18 protein-coding genes, 1 other RNA gene and 1 other annotated feature are annotated in these 16,673 nt (G+C 53.3%); of the genes, 15 read left to right on the top strand and 4 right to left on the bottom strand.

Features of this window, described 5'->3' with window-relative positions:
• Nucleotides 1–68: 68 nt before the first annotated feature.
• The 14 genes from rpmI (at nucleotide 69) to selO (ending at nucleotide 11,174) form a co-directional block, all read left to right on the top strand.
• On the top strand, nucleotides 69–266 hold the full coding sequence (gene rpmI, locus OGV79_RS13060; RefSeq protein WP_001124225.1) for a 50S ribosomal protein L35: 198 nt from the start codon (nucleotides 69–71) through the stop codon (nucleotides 264–266).
• Between the two features lie 118 nt (nucleotides 267–384).
• Nucleotides 385–741 (top strand): 50S ribosomal protein L20, encoded by a 357-nt coding sequence (gene rplT / locus OGV79_RS13055; RefSeq protein ID WP_000124850.1) that lies wholly within the window; start codon nucleotides 385–387, stop codon nucleotides 739–741.
• Between the two features lie 119 nt (nucleotides 742–860).
• Nucleotides 861–984: a sequence feature (Phe leader region), on the top strand.
• On the top strand, nucleotides 866–910 hold the full coding sequence (pheM, locus tag OGV79_RS13050; RefSeq protein WP_001386830.1) for a pheST operon leader peptide PheM: 45 nt from the start codon (nucleotides 866–868) through the stop codon (nucleotides 908–910). (Overlaps the previous feature by 45 nt.)
• Nucleotides 985–1,046: 62 nt before the next feature.
• Nucleotides 1,047–2,030 (top strand): phenylalanine--tRNA ligase subunit alpha, encoded by a 984-nt coding sequence (pheS, locus tag OGV79_RS13045; RefSeq protein WP_024130384.1) that lies wholly within the window; start codon nucleotides 1,047–1,049, stop codon nucleotides 2,028–2,030.
• Between the two features lie 15 nt (nucleotides 2,031–2,045).
• Complete coding sequence (gene pheT, locus OGV79_RS13040) at nucleotides 2,046–4,433, top strand: phenylalanine--tRNA ligase subunit beta (protein WP_104868726.1); 2,388 nt, start codon at nucleotides 2,046–2,048, stop codon at nucleotides 4,431–4,433.
• Between the two features lie 4 nt (nucleotides 4,434–4,437).
• Nucleotides 4,438–4,737, top strand: coding sequence for an integration host factor subunit alpha (ihfA, locus tag OGV79_RS13035; RefSeq protein WP_001229266.1), 300 nt, complete (start codon nucleotides 4,438–4,440; stop codon nucleotides 4,735–4,737).
• Between the two features lie 100 nt (nucleotides 4,738–4,837).
• Nucleotides 4,838–5,818 carry a vitamin B12 ABC transporter permease BtuC gene (gene btuC, locus OGV79_RS13030; RefSeq protein WP_286468563.1) on the top strand — a complete coding sequence of 327 codons (981 nt, stop codon included), beginning with the start codon at nucleotides 4,838–4,840 and terminating at the stop codon, nucleotides 5,816–5,818.
• Between the two features lie 29 nt (nucleotides 5,819–5,847).
• Nucleotides 5,848–6,726 carry a class A beta-lactamase gene (gene bla / locus OGV79_RS13025; protein ID WP_286468562.1) on the top strand — a complete coding sequence of 293 codons (879 nt, stop codon included), beginning with the start codon at nucleotides 5,848–5,850 and terminating at the stop codon, nucleotides 6,724–6,726.
• A gap of 47 nt (nucleotides 6,727–6,773) precedes the next feature.
• The gene (locus OGV79_RS13020) at nucleotides 6,774–7,325 is read left to right on the top strand and encodes a glutathione peroxidase (protein WP_024130381.1); all 552 of its coding nucleotides are present in this window, start codon (nucleotides 6,774–6,776) and stop codon (nucleotides 7,323–7,325) included.
• A complete protein-coding gene (btuD, locus tag OGV79_RS13015) occupies nucleotides 7,325–8,074 on the top strand; it encodes a vitamin B12 ABC transporter ATP-binding protein BtuD (protein WP_101744283.1) in 750 nt (249 codons plus the stop codon). The genes OGV79_RS13020 and btuD overlap by 1 nt, the downstream gene beginning before the upstream one ends.
• Before the next feature lie 78 nt (nucleotides 8,075–8,152).
• Nucleotides 8,153–8,617, top strand: coding sequence for a C40 family peptidase (locus OGV79_RS13010; RefSeq protein WP_012132602.1), 465 nt, complete (start codon nucleotides 8,153–8,155; stop codon nucleotides 8,615–8,617).
• A 172-nt stretch (nucleotides 8,618–8,789) separates the two neighbouring features.
• Nucleotides 8,790–8,960, top strand: coding sequence for a hypothetical protein (locus OGV79_RS13005; protein ID WP_153257548.1), 171 nt, complete (start codon nucleotides 8,790–8,792; stop codon nucleotides 8,958–8,960).
• On the top strand, nucleotides 8,957–9,670 hold the full coding sequence (locus tag OGV79_RS13000) for an EAL domain-containing protein (RefSeq protein WP_047457349.1): 714 nt from the start codon (nucleotides 8,957–8,959) through the stop codon (nucleotides 9,668–9,670). Before OGV79_RS13005 ends, OGV79_RS13000 begins: the two co-directional genes overlap by 4 nt.
• Before the next feature lie 61 nt (nucleotides 9,671–9,731).
• Nucleotides 9,732–11,174: a protein adenylyltransferase SelO gene (gene selO / locus OGV79_RS12995; RefSeq protein ID WP_200075353.1), complete on the top strand. Its 1,443-nt coding sequence runs from the start codon at nucleotides 9,732–9,734 to the stop codon at nucleotides 11,172–11,174.
• A 3-nt stretch (nucleotides 11,175–11,177) separates the two neighbouring features.
• Here the strand turns inward: selO and hemP are convergent, their stop codons facing one another.
• From hemP to ppsR, 3 genes are all read right to left on the bottom strand, one after another.
• Nucleotides 11,178–11,369: a hemin uptake protein HemP gene (gene hemP / locus OGV79_RS12990; protein WP_047457344.1), complete on the bottom strand. Its 192-nt coding sequence runs from the start codon at nucleotides 11,367–11,369 to the stop codon at nucleotides 11,178–11,180.
• A 153-nt stretch (nucleotides 11,370–11,522) separates the two neighbouring features.
• Nucleotides 11,523–12,569 (bottom strand): 3-deoxy-7-phosphoheptulonate synthase AroH, encoded by a 1,047-nt coding sequence (gene aroH / locus OGV79_RS12985; RefSeq protein ID WP_012132596.1) that lies wholly within the window; start codon nucleotides 12,567–12,569, stop codon nucleotides 11,523–11,525.
• A gap of 165 nt (nucleotides 12,570–12,734) precedes the next feature.
• Nucleotides 12,735–13,568, bottom strand: coding sequence for a posphoenolpyruvate synthetase regulatory kinase/phosphorylase PpsR (ppsR, locus tag OGV79_RS12980; protein WP_012132595.1), 834 nt, complete (start codon nucleotides 13,566–13,568; stop codon nucleotides 12,735–12,737).
• A gap of 335 nt (nucleotides 13,569–13,903) precedes the next feature.
• Between ppsR and ppsA the strand changes: the two genes are divergently transcribed.
• Nucleotides 13,904–16,282: a phosphoenolpyruvate synthase gene (gene ppsA, locus OGV79_RS12975; protein WP_071258186.1), complete on the top strand. Its 2,379-nt coding sequence runs from the start codon at nucleotides 13,904–13,906 to the stop codon at nucleotides 16,280–16,282.
• Nucleotides 16,283–16,422: 140 nt separating this feature from the next.
• Here ppsA and rprA read toward each other — a convergent pair.
• Nucleotides 16,423–16,530: antisense sRNA RprA (rprA, locus tag OGV79_RS12970), an RNA gene on the bottom strand.
• Nucleotides 16,531–16,673 lie beyond the last annotated feature (143 nt).

The raw sequence follows: 16,673 nt of genomic DNA, 5'->3' as shown, positions 1-16,673 counted from the left end.
CTTCGGGCTTCACAGATTTTGTTCGCCTGGGTTTCGTTTATTAACAATGCGAAGTGGAAGTTATTAAAATGCCAAAAATTAAGACCGTACGCGGTGCTGCTAAGCGCTTCAAAAAAACCGGTAAAGGTGGTTTTAAGCACAAGCACGCTAACCTGCGTCATATTCTGACCAAAAAAGCGACCAAGCGTAAACGTCACCTGCGCCCGAAAGCCATGGTTTCCAAAGGCGATCTGGGTCTGGTAATCGCGTGCCTGCCGTACGCATAAGCCGTTAACGTTTTTTTTAACTTTTTTATGCCCAATAGATTTCGCATGTCGCAAGGCGGTTAACGCCGCGAAAATGTGAAAGATGAAGGGCGAATCAGAATAGATACAGGAGAGCACTATGGCTCGCGTAAAACGTGGTGTAATTGCACGCGCACGTCACAAGAAAATTTTGAAACAAGCCAAAGGCTACTACGGTGCGCGTTCTCGCGTATACCGCGTTGCCTTCCAGGCAGTTATCAAAGCTGGTCAGTATGCTTACCGTGACCGTCGTCAACGTAAGCGTCAGTTCCGTCAACTGTGGATTGCGCGTATCAACGCAGCAGCACGTCAGAACGGTATTTCTTACAGCAAATTCATCAACGGCCTGAAAAAAGCCTCTGTTGAAATCGACCGTAAGATCCTGGCTGACATCGCAGTATTCGACAAAGTAGCGTTCACCGCTCTGGTTGAAAAAGCGAAAGCAGCTCTGGCATAAGCCAGTGAAAAGAGGGAGCCTGGCTCCCTCTCTTTTATTTGTAGTGCAATCAATCAGTTGACAATTTACCCGTAACCCTTTTCAATAAAGGTTGTCCGGTTTTACCACACAAGGTAACGCAAGCATGAATGCTGCTATTTTCCGCTTCTTTTTTTACTTTAGCACCTGACTCCAGGAGGCTAGCGCGTGAAAGAAGAAACGAAAAACAGCGCGAAAAAGCCTCCTGATGGAGGCTTTTTTTGTACCTGAAATCGAGAGATTAAGTCCAACGAACCGGTGTCTTCACCGACACAATGAGGAAAACCATGTCACATCTCGCAGAGCTGGTTGCCAGTGCGAAGGCAGCCATTAACCAGGCGTCAGATGTTGCCGCGTTAGACAATGTACGCGTCGAATATTTGGGCAAGAAAGGGCATTTAACCCTTCAGATGACGACCCTGCGTGAATTGCCGCCAGAAGAGCGTCCGGCAGCTGGCGCGGTTATCAATGAAGCAAAAGAGCAGGTACAACAAGCGCTGAACGCGCGCAAAGCGGATTTAGAAAACGCGGCGCTGAATGCACGTCTGGCGGCGGAAACCATCGACGTTTCTCTGCCTGGGCGTCGTATTGAGAACGGTGGTCTGCATCCGGTAACACGTACCATTGATCGTATTGAAAGTTTCTTCGGTGAGCTTGGTTTTACCGTGGCGACTGGCCCGGAGATCGAAGACGATTACCACAACTTCGATGCGCTGAACATTCCTGGCCATCATCCGGCCCGCGCTGACCACGACACTTTCTGGTTTGATGCCACCCGCCTGCTGCGTACGCAGACTTCCGGCGTGCAGATTCGTACCATGAAAGAACAGCAGCCGCCGATCCGTATTATTGCGCCGGGCCGAGTGTACCGTAACGACTACGATCAAACGCACACCCCGATGTTCCATCAGATGGAAGGGCTGATTGTTGACACCAACATCAGCTTCACCAACCTGAAAGGCACGCTGCACGACTTCCTGCGTAACTTCTTTGAAGAAGACCTGCAAATCCGTTTCCGTCCTTCTTACTTCCCGTTCACGGAACCGTCCGCAGAAGTGGATGTGATGGGCAAAAACGGCAAATGGCTGGAAGTGCTGGGTTGCGGGATGGTGCATCCGAACGTTCTGCGCAACGTGGGCATCGACCCAGAAATCTACTCTGGCTTCGCGTTTGGTATGGGGATGGAGCGTCTGACCATGCTGCGTTATGGCGTGACCGATCTGCGCTCATTCTTCGAAAACGATCTGCGTTTCCTCAAACAGTTTAAATAAAGGCAGGGTAAAACAATGAAATTCAGTGAACTGTGGTTACGCGAATGGGTGAACCCGGCAATCGACAGCGATGCGTTGTCGGATCAGATTACGATGGCGGGTCTGGAAGTGGATGGCGTTGACGCCGTCGCCGGTGAGTTCAACGGCGTGGTTGTGGGTGAAGTGGTGGAGTGCGGCCAGCACCCGAACGCAGATAAACTGCGCGTTACGAAAGTGAACGTGGGTGGTGAACGTCTGCTGGATATCGTCTGTGGCGCGCCTAACTGCCGTCAGGGGCTGAAAGTAGCCGTTGCAACTATCGGCGCGGTTCTGCCGGGCGATTTCAAAATCAAAGCCGCTAAACTGCGCGGCGAGCCGTCGGAAGGGATGCTGTGCTCCTTCTCCGAACTGGGGATTTCCGACGACCATAGCGGCATCATCGAATTGCCGGCGGATGCGCCGATCGGAACCGATATCCGCGAATACCTGAAGCTTGACGATAACACCATTGAAATCAGCGTGACGCCGAACCGCGCCGACTGCTTAGGGATCATTGGCGTGGCGCGTGATGTCGCTGTCCTGAACAAAATCGCGCTGGTTGAGCCGGAGATCGCGCCTGTTGCAGCCACCATCAATGACACGCTGCCGATCGCGGTTGAAGCACCGGATGCCTGCCCGCGCTACCTGGGTCGCGTGGTGAAAGGCATTAATGTTAAAGCGCCTACGCCGCTATGGATGAAAGAGAAGCTGCGTCGCTGCGGCATTCGTTCCATTGACGCTGTCGTTGACGTCACCAACTATGTACTGCTTGAACTGGGTCAGCCGATGCATGCCTTTGACAAAGACCGTATTGAAGGCGGTATTGTCGTGCGTATGGCCAAAGAGGGCGAAACCCTGGTGCTGCTGGACGGCACAGAAGCGAAGCTGAGCACCGATACGCTGGTGATCGCGGATCACCACAAAGCGCTGGCGATGGGCGGTATCTTTGGCGGCGAGCATTCCGGCGTGAATGAGGAAACGCAAAACGTGCTGCTGGAATGCGCGTTCTTTAGCCCGCTGTCTATTACCGGTCGTGCGCGTCGCCACGGTCTGCATACGGATGCTTCCCACCGCTATGAGCGTGGTGTGGACCCGGCGTTGCAGTACAAAGCAATGGAGCGCGCCACCCGCCTGTTGATCGACATTTGCGGCGGCGAAGCCGGTCCGGTTATTGACGTCACGAATGACGCCACGCTGCCGAAACGCGCGACCATTACGCTTCGTCGTAGCAAGCTGGATCGTCTGATCGGGCATCACATTGCCGATGAGCAGGTGAGCGATATTCTGCGTCGTCTGGGCTGCGAAGTGACTGAAGGTCAGGACGAGTGGAAAGCGGTCGCGCCGAGCTGGCGTTTCGACATGGAGATTGAAGAAGATCTGGTCGAAGAAGTGGCCCGCGTGTATGGCTACAACAACATTCCTGATGAGCCGATTCAGGCGGGTTTAATCATGGGGACTCACCGTGAAGCCAACTTGTCGCTGAAGCGTGTGAAAACCATGCTCAATGACAAAGGCTACCAGGAAGTGATCACCTATAGCTTTGTCGATCCGAAGGTTCAGCAACTGCTGCATCCGGGCGAAGAAGCGCTGTTGCTGCCAAGTCCGATCTCCATTGAGATGTCGGCGATGCGTCTCTCTCTGTGGACCGGCCTGCTGTCAACGGTGGTCTATAACCAGAACCGTCAGCAGAACCGCGTGCGTATCTTTGAAACCGGTCTGCGTTTCGTGCCGGATACCCAGGCAAATCTGGGCATTCGTCAGGATCTGATGCTGGCAGGGGTGATTTGCGGCAACCGTTATGACGAGCACTGGAATCTGGCGAAAGAGACCGTTGATTTCTATGATCTGAAAGGCGATCTGGAAGCGGTGCTGGATCTCACCGGCAAACTGGCCGACATTCAGTTCAGGGCGGAAGCGAATCCGGCGCTGCATCCTGGGCAGTCCGCGGCGATTTATCTGAAAGGTGAACGCATTGGTTTTATTGGGGTTGTTCATCCTGAGCTGGAACGTAAACTGGATCTGAACGGTCGCACTCTGGTGTTTGAACTGGAGTGGAATAAGCTCGCAGACCGCGTGGTGCCTCAGGCGCGCGAGATTTCGCGCTTCCCGGCTAACCGTCGCGACATCGCGGTGGTGGTCGCAGAAAACGTTCCCGCAGCGGATATTTTATCCGAGTGTAAGAAAGTTGGCGTAAATCAGGTAGTTGGCGTAAACTTATTTGACGTGTACCGCGGTAAGGGTGTTGCGGAGGGTTATAAGAGCCTCGCTATCAGCCTGATCCTTCAGGATACCAGCCGTACACTCGAAGAAGAGGAGATTGCCGCTACCGTCGCCAAATGTGTAGAGGCATTAAAAGAGCGATTCCAGGCATCATTGAGGGATTGAACCTATGGCGCTTACAAAAGCTGAAATGTCAGAATATCTGTTTGATAAGCTTGGGCTTAGCAAGCGGGATGCCAAAGAACTGGTCGAGCTGTTTTTCGAGGAGATTCGTCGTGCTCTGGAAAACGGTGAGCAGGTGAAACTCTCTGGTTTTGGTAACTTCGATCTGCGTGATAAGAATCAACGTCCGGGACGTAACCCGAAAACGGGCGAAGATATTCCCATTACAGCACGGCGCGTGGTGACCTTCAGACCCGGACAGAAGTTGAAAAGCCGGGTTGAAAACGCTTCGCCCAAAGAAGAGTAATCTGATCTAACTAAAAAGGCCGCTTTGCGGCCTTTTTTCTTTCCTGTGATGGTTACGCACCGTAAAATCAACATCATCCCTTTTCAGCTGAATGGAAAACATGCTGACTTTTGCCTGCCAACAACAGCGCCGCAATGTGCGCTGGTTATCCAGTCTGTCGGTGCTTATGCTGCTGGCAGTGGTATTAAGCCTGTGCGCCGGAGATCAGTGGATAGCCCCTGGCGACTGGTTCAGCGCCTGTGGTGAACTGTTTGTCTGGCAGATACGACTCCCTCGCACGCTTGCTGTTCTGCTGGTAGGCGCCGCGCTGGCGCTGTCAGGCGCGGTAATGCAGGCGTTATTTGAAAACCCGCTTGCCGAGCCCGGATTGCTTGGCGTCTCCAACGGCGCTGGCGTGGGCCTTATTGCCGCGGTGCTACTGGGGCAAGGTCAGTTACCCGGCTGGGCGCTGGGGGTTTGCGCTATTGCCGGCGCGCTTATCATCACACTTATTCTCCTGCGATTTGCCCGTCGACATTTATCAACCAGCCGCCTGCTGCTGGCGGGCGTTGCGCTTGGCATTATTTGCAGCGCGATGATGACGTGGGCCATCTATTTTTCAACCTCCTTCGACCTGCGCCAGTTGATGTACTGGATGATGGGCGGATTCGGCGGGGTGGACTGGCAGCAGGCCTGGCTGATGATTGCCCTGATCCCGGTTTCACTCTGGATTTGCTGCCAGTCGCAGCCGATGAATATTCTGGCGCTGGGCGAAACATCCGCGCGTCAACTGGGGCTGCCGCTGTGGTTCTGGCGCAATTTGCTGGTGGTCGCTACGGGCTGGATGGTCGGCGTTAGCGTTGCGCTCGCGGGTTCGATTGGGTTTATCGGCCTGGTGATCCCACATATCTTACGGCTTTGCGGTCTGAGCGATCATCGCGCTTTGCTGCCGGGCTGTGCGCTGGCGGGGGCGATAGCTCTGCTGCTGGCGGATGTTATCGCCCGTCTGGCGCTGGCGTCGGCGGAACTGCCTATCGGCGTAGTGACGGCGACGATGGGGGCGCCGGTCTTCATCTGGCTATTATTAAAATCCAGGCGCTAGCGAAAATGAGAAATGAGGAAGTCATTAGTATGTGGCAACGGATGAAATGGGGTCTGTATGTGCTGGCGGCACTCAGCGGTTCTGCGATGGCAGCACCGCTGACGGCGCAATACGTGTCGGCTATCGCGACGCAGGAAGAACAGCGTCTTCATGCCCGGATTGGCATTGCGGTACTTGATACGGCGACCAACAGTATCACCCATTATCGGGGAGAAGAACGGTTCCCGTTAAACAGTACGCACAAGCCGCTGTTATGCGCAGCGTTATTACGTGAAGTCGACAGGAAGGTGCTGGCGCTTTCTGCTTCAACGCAGTTTGAACCCTCACAACTGGTGGAGTATTCGCCGATTACTGAAAAACATGTGGCGCCAGACGCCATGAGCTGGGCGCAATTGTGCAGCGCGGCGGTAAGCTACAGCGATAACACGGCCGCCAATCTCATCGCCAGGAAGCTCAACGGGCCGCAGGCCGTCACGCAGTTTTTGCGTGATTCGGGGGATACGATAACCCGCCTCGATCGCTATGAGCCCGAACTGAACAGCGCCATTCCCGGTGATGAACGCGACTCCACGACGCCTGTCGCGATAGCGCAGACGCTCAATACGCTACTGCTGGGGAACGTGTTGCAGCCATCCTCAAGAGAGCAGCTTATGCAGTGGATGCGGGACGACAAAGTGGCTGACGGTCTGCTGCGTTCGGTCTTGCCGGACGGCTGGAAAATCGCGGATAAAACCGGGGCGGGCGACAACGGCTCGCGTTCTATTGTCAGCGTTGTCTGGCCGACATCACAAAAACCTTTGCTCGTGGTTATCTATATTACACAAACTCCGGCGACAATGGCGCAGCGTGACGCCGCGATTGTCCGCATCGGGGAGTCGCTGTTTTCAACACTCGCAGTCTATGATTAAAAGCTGATATTTGATCACTCACATCCGCCTGTTATATGGGAGACGCTATGCAAGATACCATTCTCAACACTGAAGTGACGACGATCGACGGGGATGTCACCACGCTTGAGAAGTACGCCGGAAACGTACTGCTGGTGGTTAATGTGGCCTCGAAATGTGGCTTAACGCCACAATACGAACAGCTGGAGAATATTCAGAAAGCCTGGGCCGATCAGGGCTTTACGGTGTTAGGTTTTCCCTGCAACCAGTTTCTTGGTCAGGAACCTGGCACTGAAGAGGAGATTAAAACCTATTGCAGCACCACCTGGGGCGTCACATTCCCGATGTTCAGCAAGGTTGACGTCAATGGTGAGAACCGCCATCCACTGTATCAGAAGTTGATTGCCGCAGCGCCTGCCGCCGTTGCGCCGGAAGGTAGCGGTTTCTATGAGCGCATGGCGAGTAAAGGCCGCGCGCCGCTTTACCCGGACGATATTTTGTGGAACTTTGAGAAGTTTTTAATCGGCAGGGATGGACAGGTCGTACAGCGTTTCTCACCGGACATGACGCCTGAAGATCCGGGGATGGTGGAAAGTATCAAAATCGCGTTGGCAAAATAATGATCTCGTTGATGCAGTTACAGGATGTTGCCGAAACGACGCGTCTGGGGCCGCTTTCCGGCGACGTTAAGCCTGGCGAGATTCTTCACCTCGTGGGGCCGAATGGGGCAGGGAAAAGTACGCTGCTGGCGCGTATGGCGGGCTTAACCTTCGGGGAAGGCACCGTCATATTCGACGGCGCGTCGCTGGAGACATGGCCTGCGGCGAAACTGGCTCAACATCGGGCCTATCTCGCGCAGCAGCAGAATCCCCCATTTTCAATGCCGGTCTGGCATTTCCTGACGCTGCATCAACCTGATAAAACGCAAACGAACCTGCTGAATGACGTTGCGCAGGCGCTTGGGCTGAGCGACAAGCTGGGGCGGAGCGCGAATCAACTCTCCGGCGGCGAGTGGCAGCGTGTACGTCTGGCGGCGGTGATATTGCAAATTCACCCTCACGCTAACCCGCACGGGCAGCTTCTGCTACTGGATGAACCGATGAACAGTCTGGACGTTGCGCAACAAAACGCGCTGGATAGGCTGCTGAGCCAGCTATGCAGCCAGGGTATCGCCATCGTGATGAGCAGCCATGACCTTAACCATACTCTGCGCCACGCGCATCGCGCCTGGTTGCTGAAACAGGGGAAATTGATCGCCAGCGGGCGGCGTGACGAGGTGCTGACGCCGCCAAATCTGGCCCGGGCATACGGCATGAACTTCCGTCGGCTGGACGTTGAAGGCCACAGAATGCTCATATCAACCACTTAAGTTAAATGGGTTCTTGAAAAACACATAATTTCCACGCTAAATAGAAGCAAGAATAAAAAGATAGAGGATTCGTCCTGAATGCGCTTTTGGCTTCTTCTTATCGCAGCACTGTTTTTGGCAGGGTGTAGCAGCCATCGTGCGCCAGCACCTAACGCCAGGCTTTCGGATTCCATTATGGTTATCGCGGGCCTGAACGATCAGCTACAGTCCTGGAGAGGTACACCGTATCGCTATGGCGGAATGAGCCGTAGCGGGGTGGACTGCTCGGGATTTGTGTTGATGACGATGCGCGACAAATTTGATTTACAACTGCCGCGTGAAACGCGCCAACAGTCAAAAATTGGTACGGAAATCGACAAAGATGAACTGCTGCCCGGCGACCTGGTCTTTTTTAAAACCGGATCGGGGGAAAGTGGTTTGCACGTCGGCATTTATGATACCAACAATCAATTTATTCATGCGTCTACCAGCCGCGGCGTGATGCGCTCATCGCTCGACAATGTCTACTGGCGGAAAAATTTCTGGCAGGCGAGACGTATTTAATGCTATCGATGGTAAAGCGGATACCCAGCGGCCGCTTCATCATCTATATTTAAGAAATTGATTTCTCATTGTCTGAATGCCAGGGCTATCGTGAGTTATCAGAAATAGTTTTAACCTTACATTTTGCAAAAGTATTTTTAGTCAAAATGATTTATCCGGTGTCTTGCGGAAAATGCAAAACTGGATATTGGTTTATAATCGAGATAAGCTAAAAAAAGGACCCGGTTTACCGGCTAAAAAGGAAAAAATGAAAGCACCTCCAGTCGTATCAGAAATGACATCTTTCTTCGTTCTTTCTTACAGGATGCCGGATTACACCCATGCAGCGGGGCTGGCACAATGATTGTTTCACTGGATAACTTTTATCATTCTCACCTTTATTTTGTTCCTGCCCGAACCGAGAAAGAGAAACTCGTCGGCCTGGAGATTGTTGCAAACTTTGTCACTGAAGACGGTAATGTCCGTATGCCGACGGAGCTGGTCATGCCGCGCCTGTCAGCAGAAGAACAGCGTTGTCTGTTCGAAGAAAAACTCGCATTGCTGGAAACGTGCCAACATTTTTTTATTCAACATAAACTTATTGCCTGGATTAATTTAACGCCAGCCGTCGTCGCATCATTATTATCGGACGGCGAGTTTGTATCTCATGTAAGGCGCTTTCCATTTTTGGAACTGATGATTAATGAGAATTATCCTGAATTAAGTCTTGGGAAAGAGAATCAAATTCTGGCTGAGTTAGCCGGACGATTTCCCCTCATCCTTGCCAATTTCGGCGCTGGCGATACATCGATAAAAGCGATCTTTGATGGTCTCTTCAAACGCGTCGCGCTGGATAAAAACTTTGTCCAGCAAAGATCCGCAAGTCTTTCTTTTGAACCCTTTATGCAGGCTATTATTTCGCAGATATCACCGTGCTGTGATTCGATAATGATTGCGGGTATTGATACTGAAGAGATGCTGGTGCGGATATCATCAATGGGATTTAGCGCGCTGCAAGGATGTTTATGGCCTGCCGTGCCAGCGAGCCAGGTTACGACGCTGGTTCAGGGATAACCTTTTTATTTGCTGGTGTTTAAGCGGGTATTAACCGTCTACACTACAGGCAGGAGGCCCTATGACCCTGTCTTTTACATCCCGCTGGCGTGACGAACTGCCAGCCACATATACAGCACTTTCTCCAACTCCTCTGAGTCATGCCCGCCTGATTTGGCATAACGATGCGCTGGCGCAGCAGCTGGCGATACCACCTTCGTTGTTTGATATGGAAAACGGCGCAGGCGTGTGGGGTGGCGAGTCATTACTGCCCGGCATGTCGCCTCTGGCTCAGGTTTATAGCGGCCATCAGTTTGGCGTCTGGGCCGGCCAGCTCGGTGATGGACGCGGTATTCTGTTAGGCGAACAACTGCTGGCGGATGGCAGTACGCTTGACTGGCACCTGAAAGGCGCCGGACTAACGCCATACTCCCGTATGGGCGACGGGCGAGCAGTGCTGCGCTCAACGATCCGTGAAAGTCTGGCCAGCGAGGCGATGCACTATCTTGGCATCCCCACAACGCGGGCGCTGTCTATCGTCACCAGCGACACGCCTGTTTACAGGGAAACGGTTGAATCCGGCGCGATGCTCATGCGTCTGGCGCAAAGCCATATGCGTTTCGGTCATTTCGAACATTTTTACTATCGGCGTGAGCCGGATAAAGTCCGTCAGCTGGCCGATTTTGCGATTCGCCATTACTGGCCGCAATTTCAGGCGGAAGAGGACAAGTATGCGCTCTGGTTCCGGGACGTTGTGGCGCGCACGGCGAGGTTGATTGCTGACTGGCAAACGGTAGGTTTTGCGCATGGCGTGATGAACACCGATAACATGTCTGTACTGGGGCTGACGATAGATTATGGTCCTTTCGGTTTCCTGGATGATTATCAGCCAGGGTTTATCTGTAACCACTCCGATCACCAGGGGCGCTATAGCTTCGATAATCAACCGGCTGTCGGATTGTGGAATCTGCAACGCCTGGCGCAAACCCTGTCGCCGTTTATGCCGGTCGATACGCTGAATGATGCGCTGGATGGCTATCAGCTGGTGCTGCTCACGCGCTACGGGCAGCGCATGCGGCAAAAACTGGGCTTCTTTACCGAGCAAAAAGAGGACAACGCGCTTCTCAACGAGCTTTTCGCCCTGATGGCGCGCGAAGGCAGCGATTATAGCCGAACGTTCCGTATGTTGAGTCAGACTGAGCAACAGAGCGCGGCATCGCCGCTGCGTGATGAATTTATCGATCGCGCGGCCTTTGACGGGTGGTTCAGCCGTTACCGGGCGCGTTTACAGCAGGAGCAGGTGGATGACGCAACGCGTCAACAGCACATGCAGCGCGTGAATCCTGCGGTGGTGCTGCGCAACTGGCTGGCGCAACGCGCGATAGCCAGCGCTGAGCAGGGGGATATGGGCGAATTACATCAACTGCATCAGGTTCTGCGCGACCCCTTTGCCGACAGAGATGACGATTATGTCAACCGTCCACCGGACTGGGGTAAACGGCTGGAAGTCAGTTGCTCAAGCTGATTGCTACTTGGTCAACAGCAACTTACCTGCCTGCGTCTTGCGCAGCAGGTATTCCTGGCCGTCATGATCGATGATGACTTTGCCTTCAGGGCCTAACAATGTCTGGCTGCTGATACGCCGCTCGGCAGCAGGGGAAGGGGGCACGCTGTCTCTTTCCTTAAAATGAAGTAACTCAATGTCGTCCATATGTGGCATATCGCTAATTAATAATAATCAGTTTAACAATGATTATTATTATCAATATTGTGTATAGCGACAGCAAGTGTTAATTCTGGTAGCAAATCAGGCGAGTGGGGAATGCGTGGAGGGGAAAGAAGCGCGCCCATCCCCGCGAGGATGGGCATGATGTCAAAAACGGCTATCAACCGCTGAGGCAAGTTTTTCTAACAGTAATTCAGTATCTTCCCAGTTCAGGCAAGGGTCGGTAATGGACTGACCGTACACCAGCGGCTGACCGCTGACGATTTTCTGCGTACCTTCACGCAGGAAACTTTCGGCCATGATCCCGGCAATTGCGGTAGAACCGTTACGGATTTGCTGGCAGATATCATCACAAACTTCTAACTGGCGGCGATGCTGCTTCTGGCAGTTACCGTGGCTGAAGTCCACCACCAGGTGTTCCGGCAGACCAAACTCATGCAGCGTATCGCAGGCGGCAGCGATGTCTTCCGCGTGGTAATTCGGTTTTTTACCGCCGCGCATGATGATATGGCCGTACGGATTCCCGCTGGTCTGATAAATCGTCATCTGGCCAGTTTTATCCGGCGAGAGGAACATATGGCTGGCGCGCGACGCGCGAATCGCATCAACGGCGATGCGCGTGTTGCCATCTGTCCCGTTTTTAAACCCAACCGGGCAGGAGAGCGCGGAAGCCATTTCACGGTGAATCTGGCTTTCCGTCGTGCGCGCGCCAATGGCGCCCCAACTGATCAAATCGGCAATAAACTGGCCGGTGACCATGTCGAGAAATTCGGTGGCGGTGGGGACACCCAGCTCATTGACCTGCAACAGCAGCTTGCGCGCCAGTTCGAGGCCATGATTTACGCGGTAACTGCCATTTAAATCGGGATCGGAGATGAGGCCTTTCCAGCCCACAACCGTGCGCGGTTTTTCAAAATAGGTGCGCATAACGATTTCCAGACGCGCCTGATGCGTGTTGCGCAACGTTTGCAAGCGCGTTGCGTATTCCATCGCAGCGTCCAGATCGTGAATCGAGCAGGGGCCGATGATCACCAGCAGGCGGCGATCTTCACCATTTAATATTTTTTCAATCCGGCGTCGGGAGTCAGTAACGTGGCTGGCGACGGAGGATGATACAGGATGACGTAGCGCTAGCTCAGCAGGGGTGACCAGGCTGTCAATACGCGCGGTACGCAGTTCGTCGGTTCTGTTCATTACAAGTCTCAGAAATTTGTTGCTTCAACGGCAGGACTACCGGGAAGTGATGGGCATCACAATAACACACTTCAACCTTCACCTGCTGATTTCAAATGCGAGGCGTTTCACACCTCGCAAGCAGAGCGGCATGATAGCAAAAAATTGAACTCTTGCACTAGTTTGTTAGTACATTCGACGATTCAGCCCCATGATGTCGAGAATCTTGGTGGCAATTTCTTCTACCGAATAGTTAGTACTGTTCAGGCAAGGGATCTGATTTTTACGATAGAGCGCTTCAACTTCCGCAACCTCCATCCGGCACTGGCGTAGCGATGCGTAGCGGCTGTTTTCACGGCGTTCCTCACGGATTGCCGCCAGGCGTTCCGGGTCAATGGTCAGGCCAAAAAGCTTATGCTGTAGCGGTTTAAGCGACGTGGGCAACACCAGGTTATCCATATCGTCAGCAATAAAGGGGTAGTTCGCCGCCCGGATGCCAAACTGCATCGCCAGATAGAGGCTGGTCGGCGTTTTTCCGCAGCGTGAAACCCCCAGCAGGATCACCTGCGCCTGATCCAGATTGCGCAAGGAGATCCCATCGTCGTGCGCAAGGGTATAGTCGATTGCCGCGATACGCGCGTCATACTTGTTGAGGTTGCCGGGGTTAAGCCCGTGGGTGCGATGCGCGATTGGCGTTGGGTCGAGCTTCATTTCCTGCTGTAGCGGCGCCACCAGCGCCTGCACGATGTCCTGACAGAACCCTTCGCTTTGTAAGATGATGGCGCGAATTTCCGGCAGAACAATCGAATAGAACACCAGCGGACGCACGCCAGTTTGCTGATAAATCGCGTCGATCTGATCTTTCACGGCCCTGGCGCGACTCTCGTTTTCAACGAACGGCAGCGTAATGCTGCTGATGGTCACAGGGAATTGCGACATCACCGCATGACCCAAAACCTCGGCGGTGATGGCCGTACCATCGGAAATATAAAAAACATGGCGATCAACAACATTATCCATTTTGTTTATCCTGAGGAGCAAACATAATTATCTGAAAGCATAAATTAAAATTTGCCAGAAGCGTATATCACGATGCTTATTTTATAAAATGAAACGCTATTTTTATATTAAGTGAAAAGTGCATTTCATTTTTCGGAACTTATGTTTATACCGACAGTTTTTGGGGAGATCGCCCGTCGCCCGCGGGTTTGCGCAAATGCGTAAACAATCTGAAAAAATAAAAAATAAATCTGCTTGAACGATTCACCGTTTTTTTCAGGGGTTTAAATATGCAAAGATAAATACGCAATAATGTAGTTTCTAAACTCGTTCATTTATCACAAAAGGATTGTTCGATGTCCAACAATGGCTCGTCACCGCTGGTGCTTTGGTATAACCAACTCGGCATGAATGATGTAGACAGAGTTGGGGGCAAAAATGCCTCCCTGGGTGAAATGATTACTAACCTTTCCGGTATGGGTGTTTCCGTACCGAATGGTTTTGCAACGACCGCCGATGCGTTTAACCAGTTTCTGGATCAAAGCGGCGTAAACCAGCGTATTTATGAACTGCTGGATCAAACGGATATTGACGATGTCACCGCGCTGGCGAAGGCCGGCGCGCAGATCCGCCAGTGGATTATCGACACTCCTTTCCAGCCAGAGCTGGAAAACGCTATTCGCGATGCTTATGCACAGCTCTCTGCGGATGATGCGCAGGCGTCTTTCGCCGTGCGCTCGTCCGCAACGGCTGAAGACATGCCGGATGCCTCTTTCGCCGGCCAGCAGGAAACCTTCCTCAACGTGCAGGGTTTCGATGCGGTGCTGGTGGCGGTGAAACATGTTTTTGCCTCGCTGTTTAATGACCGCGCTATCTCTTATCGCGTTCACCAGGGGTATGACCATCGCGGCGTCGCGCTCTCCGCTGGCGTACAGCGGATGGTACGCTCCGACCTGGCTTCGTCCGGGGTTATGTTCTCTATTGATACCGAGTCCGGTTTCGATCAGGTGGTGTTTATCACTTCAGCCTGGGGTCTGGGCGAGATGGTGGTGCAGGGCGCAGTCAACCCGGATGAATTCTACGTGCATAAACCGACGCTGGCGGCGAATCGCCCGGCGATCGTTCGTCGCACGATGGGGTCGAAAAAAATCCGAATGGTTTACGCGCCAACCCAGGAGCACGGTAAGCAGGTCAAAATTGAAGATGTGCCGCAGGAACAGCGCGACATCTTCTCGCTGACCAACGAAGAAGTGCAGGAACTGGCGAAACAGGCCGTACAGATTGAGAAACACTACGGTCGCCCGATGGATATCGAATGGGCGAAAGACGGCCATACCGGCAAACTGTTTATTGTACAGGCTCGCCCGGAAACCGTCCGTTCTCGTGGTCAGGTAATGGAGCGCTACACGCTGCATGCGCAGGGGAAAGTGGTCGCGGAAGGCCGCGCCATCGGACATCGCATTGGCGCGGGGGCGGTTAAAGTCATCCACGACATTAGCGAAATGAACCGTATCCAGCCTGGCGACGTGCTGGTGACTGACATGACCGACCCGGACTGGGAACCGATCATGAAGAAAGCGGCGGCCATCGTGACCAACCGTGGCGGTCGTACCTGCCACGCGGCCATTATTGCCCGTGAGCTGGGGATTCCGGCGGTTGTCGGCTGCGGCGACGCGACGGAACGCATGAAGGATGATGAAAACGTCACCGTTTCTTGCGCCGAAGGCGATACCGGCTATGTCTATGCTGACCTGCTCGACTTCAGCGTCAAAAGTTCAAGCGTGGACACCATGCCCGATCTGCCGTTGAAAGTCATGATGAACGTCGGTAACCCGGATCGCGCCTTTGACTTCGCCTGCCTGCCGAATGAAGGCGTTGGCCTGGCGCGTCTCGAATTTATTATCAACCGAATGATTGGCGTGCATCCTCGCGCACTGCTGGAATTTGATGACCAGGACGCGAAACTGCAAAACGAAATCCGCGAGATGATGAAAGGCTTCGATTCACCGCGTGAGTTCTATGTCGGTCGTCTGACAGAGGGCATTGCGACGCTGGGCGCGGCATTTTATCCGAAACGCGTTATCGTGCGCCTGTCGGATTTCAAATCGAACGAATACGCCAACCTGGTGGGCGGCGAGCGTTACGAACCCGATGAAGAGAACCCGATGCTGGGCTTTCGTGGCGCCGGTCGCTATGTCTCCGACAGCTTCCGTGACTGCTTCGCGCTGGAATGTGAAGCGGTGAAACGCGTGCGCAACGATATGGGGCTGACCAACGTGGAGATCATGATCCCGTTTGTACGTACCGTTGAGCAGGCGAAAGCGGTAGTTGACGAGCTGGCGCGTCAGGGGCTGAAACGGGGTGAGAACGGGCTGAAGATCATCATGATGTGTGAGATTCCGTCCAACGCCCTGCTGGCTGAACAATTCCTGGAGCATTTTGACGGCTTCTCGATTGGTTCTAACGACATGACGCAGCTGGCGCTGGGTCTGGATCGCGACTCCGGTGTGGTTTCTGAACTGTTCGATGAGCGCAACGATGCGGTGAAAGCGCTGTTGTCGATGGCGATCCGCGCGGCGAAGAAACAAGGCAAGTATGTCGGCATCTGTGGTCAGGGGCCGTCCGATCACGAGGACTTCGCCGCCTGGCTGATGGAGGAGGGAATCGACAGCCTGTCGCTGAACCCGGACACCGTCGTACAGACCTGGTTGAGTCTGGCTGAACTGAAAAAATAAGCGTCAGCGCTGATCCTAATCCGCAACGGCTCCCGTAAAAAGGAGCCGTTTTTTTTGCGATGTGCGCTATCCCGCCCGACGTCATGCGTGGGCATATCAGAATTGTTGACGGTGGAGAAAAGGGGTGTGAGGGCAGGCACTTAAAAAAAGGCCCATCGTGGGAGATGGGCAAAGACTACACACAGCAATTCGTTGTTTCACTCAGGGGATTTCCATGCTTATAAATCAAGGCGTTGATTTATAACCGTGCCCTAATAGTAGGCGTGGAGATTTTTTGCGTCGATCAGATTCGTCCCAATAGTTTAAAAACTATAAAGAATTTGCGACGTAAATGAATTACGTAAGGAGGATTACGCTATAAGGCAGGTTGGTCAGGATGCTAATTGATGAG

This window comes from Citrobacter sp. CK185 (assembly GCF_030333565.1).
Lineage (GTDB): Bacteria > Pseudomonadota > Gammaproteobacteria > Enterobacterales > Enterobacteriaceae > Citrobacter_B > Citrobacter_B koseri.
The sequence above is the reverse complement of the archived record's forward strand: the minus strand, read 5'-3'. Positions and strand labels throughout refer to the sequence as shown.

Coding starts and splice junctions, on each gene's coding strand:
- hemP (WP_047457344.1), bottom strand. CDS start 11,369: ATGCCACATATGGACGACATTGAGTTACTTCATTTTAAGGAAAGAGAC.
- aroH (WP_012132596.1), bottom strand. CDS start 12,569: ATGAACAGAACCGACGAACTGCGTACCGCGCGTATTGACAGCCTGGTC.
- OGV79_RS13020 (WP_024130381.1), top strand. CDS start 6,774: ATGCAAGATACCATTCTCAACACTGAAGTGACGACGATCGACGGGGAT.
- selO (WP_200075353.1), top strand. CDS start 9,732: ATGACCCTGTCTTTTACATCCCGCTGGCGTGACGAACTGCCAGCCACA.
- rpmI (WP_001124225.1), top strand. CDS start 69: ATGCCAAAAATTAAGACCGTACGCGGTGCTGCTAAGCGCTTCAAAAAA.
- pheS (WP_024130384.1), top strand. CDS start 1,047: ATGTCACATCTCGCAGAGCTGGTTGCCAGTGCGAAGGCAGCCATTAAC.
- btuC (WP_286468563.1), top strand. CDS start 4,838: ATGCTGACTTTTGCCTGCCAACAACAGCGCCGCAATGTGCGCTGGTTA.
- ppsR (WP_012132595.1), bottom strand. CDS start 13,568: ATGGATAATGTTGTTGATCGCCATGTTTTTTATATTTCCGATGGTACG.
- OGV79_RS13005 (WP_153257548.1), top strand. CDS start 8,790: ATGCAAAACTGGATATTGGTTTATAATCGAGATAAGCTAAAAAAAGGA.
- ihfA (WP_001229266.1), top strand. CDS start 4,438: ATGGCGCTTACAAAAGCTGAAATGTCAGAATATCTGTTTGATAAGCTT.
- pheT (WP_104868726.1), top strand. CDS start 2,046: ATGAAATTCAGTGAACTGTGGTTACGCGAATGGGTGAACCCGGCAATC.
- btuD (WP_101744283.1), top strand. CDS start 7,325: ATGATCTCGTTGATGCAGTTACAGGATGTTGCCGAAACGACGCGTCTG.
- OGV79_RS13010 (WP_012132602.1), top strand. CDS start 8,153: ATGCGCTTTTGGCTTCTTCTTATCGCAGCACTGTTTTTGGCAGGGTGT.
- rplT (WP_000124850.1), top strand. CDS start 385: ATGGCTCGCGTAAAACGTGGTGTAATTGCACGCGCACGTCACAAGAAA.
- bla (WP_286468562.1), top strand. CDS start 5,848: ATGTGGCAACGGATGAAATGGGGTCTGTATGTGCTGGCGGCACTCAGC.
- OGV79_RS13000 (WP_047457349.1), top strand. CDS start 8,957: ATGATTGTTTCACTGGATAACTTTTATCATTCTCACCTTTATTTTGTT.
- ppsA (WP_071258186.1), top strand. CDS start 13,904: ATGTCCAACAATGGCTCGTCACCGCTGGTGCTTTGGTATAACCAACTC.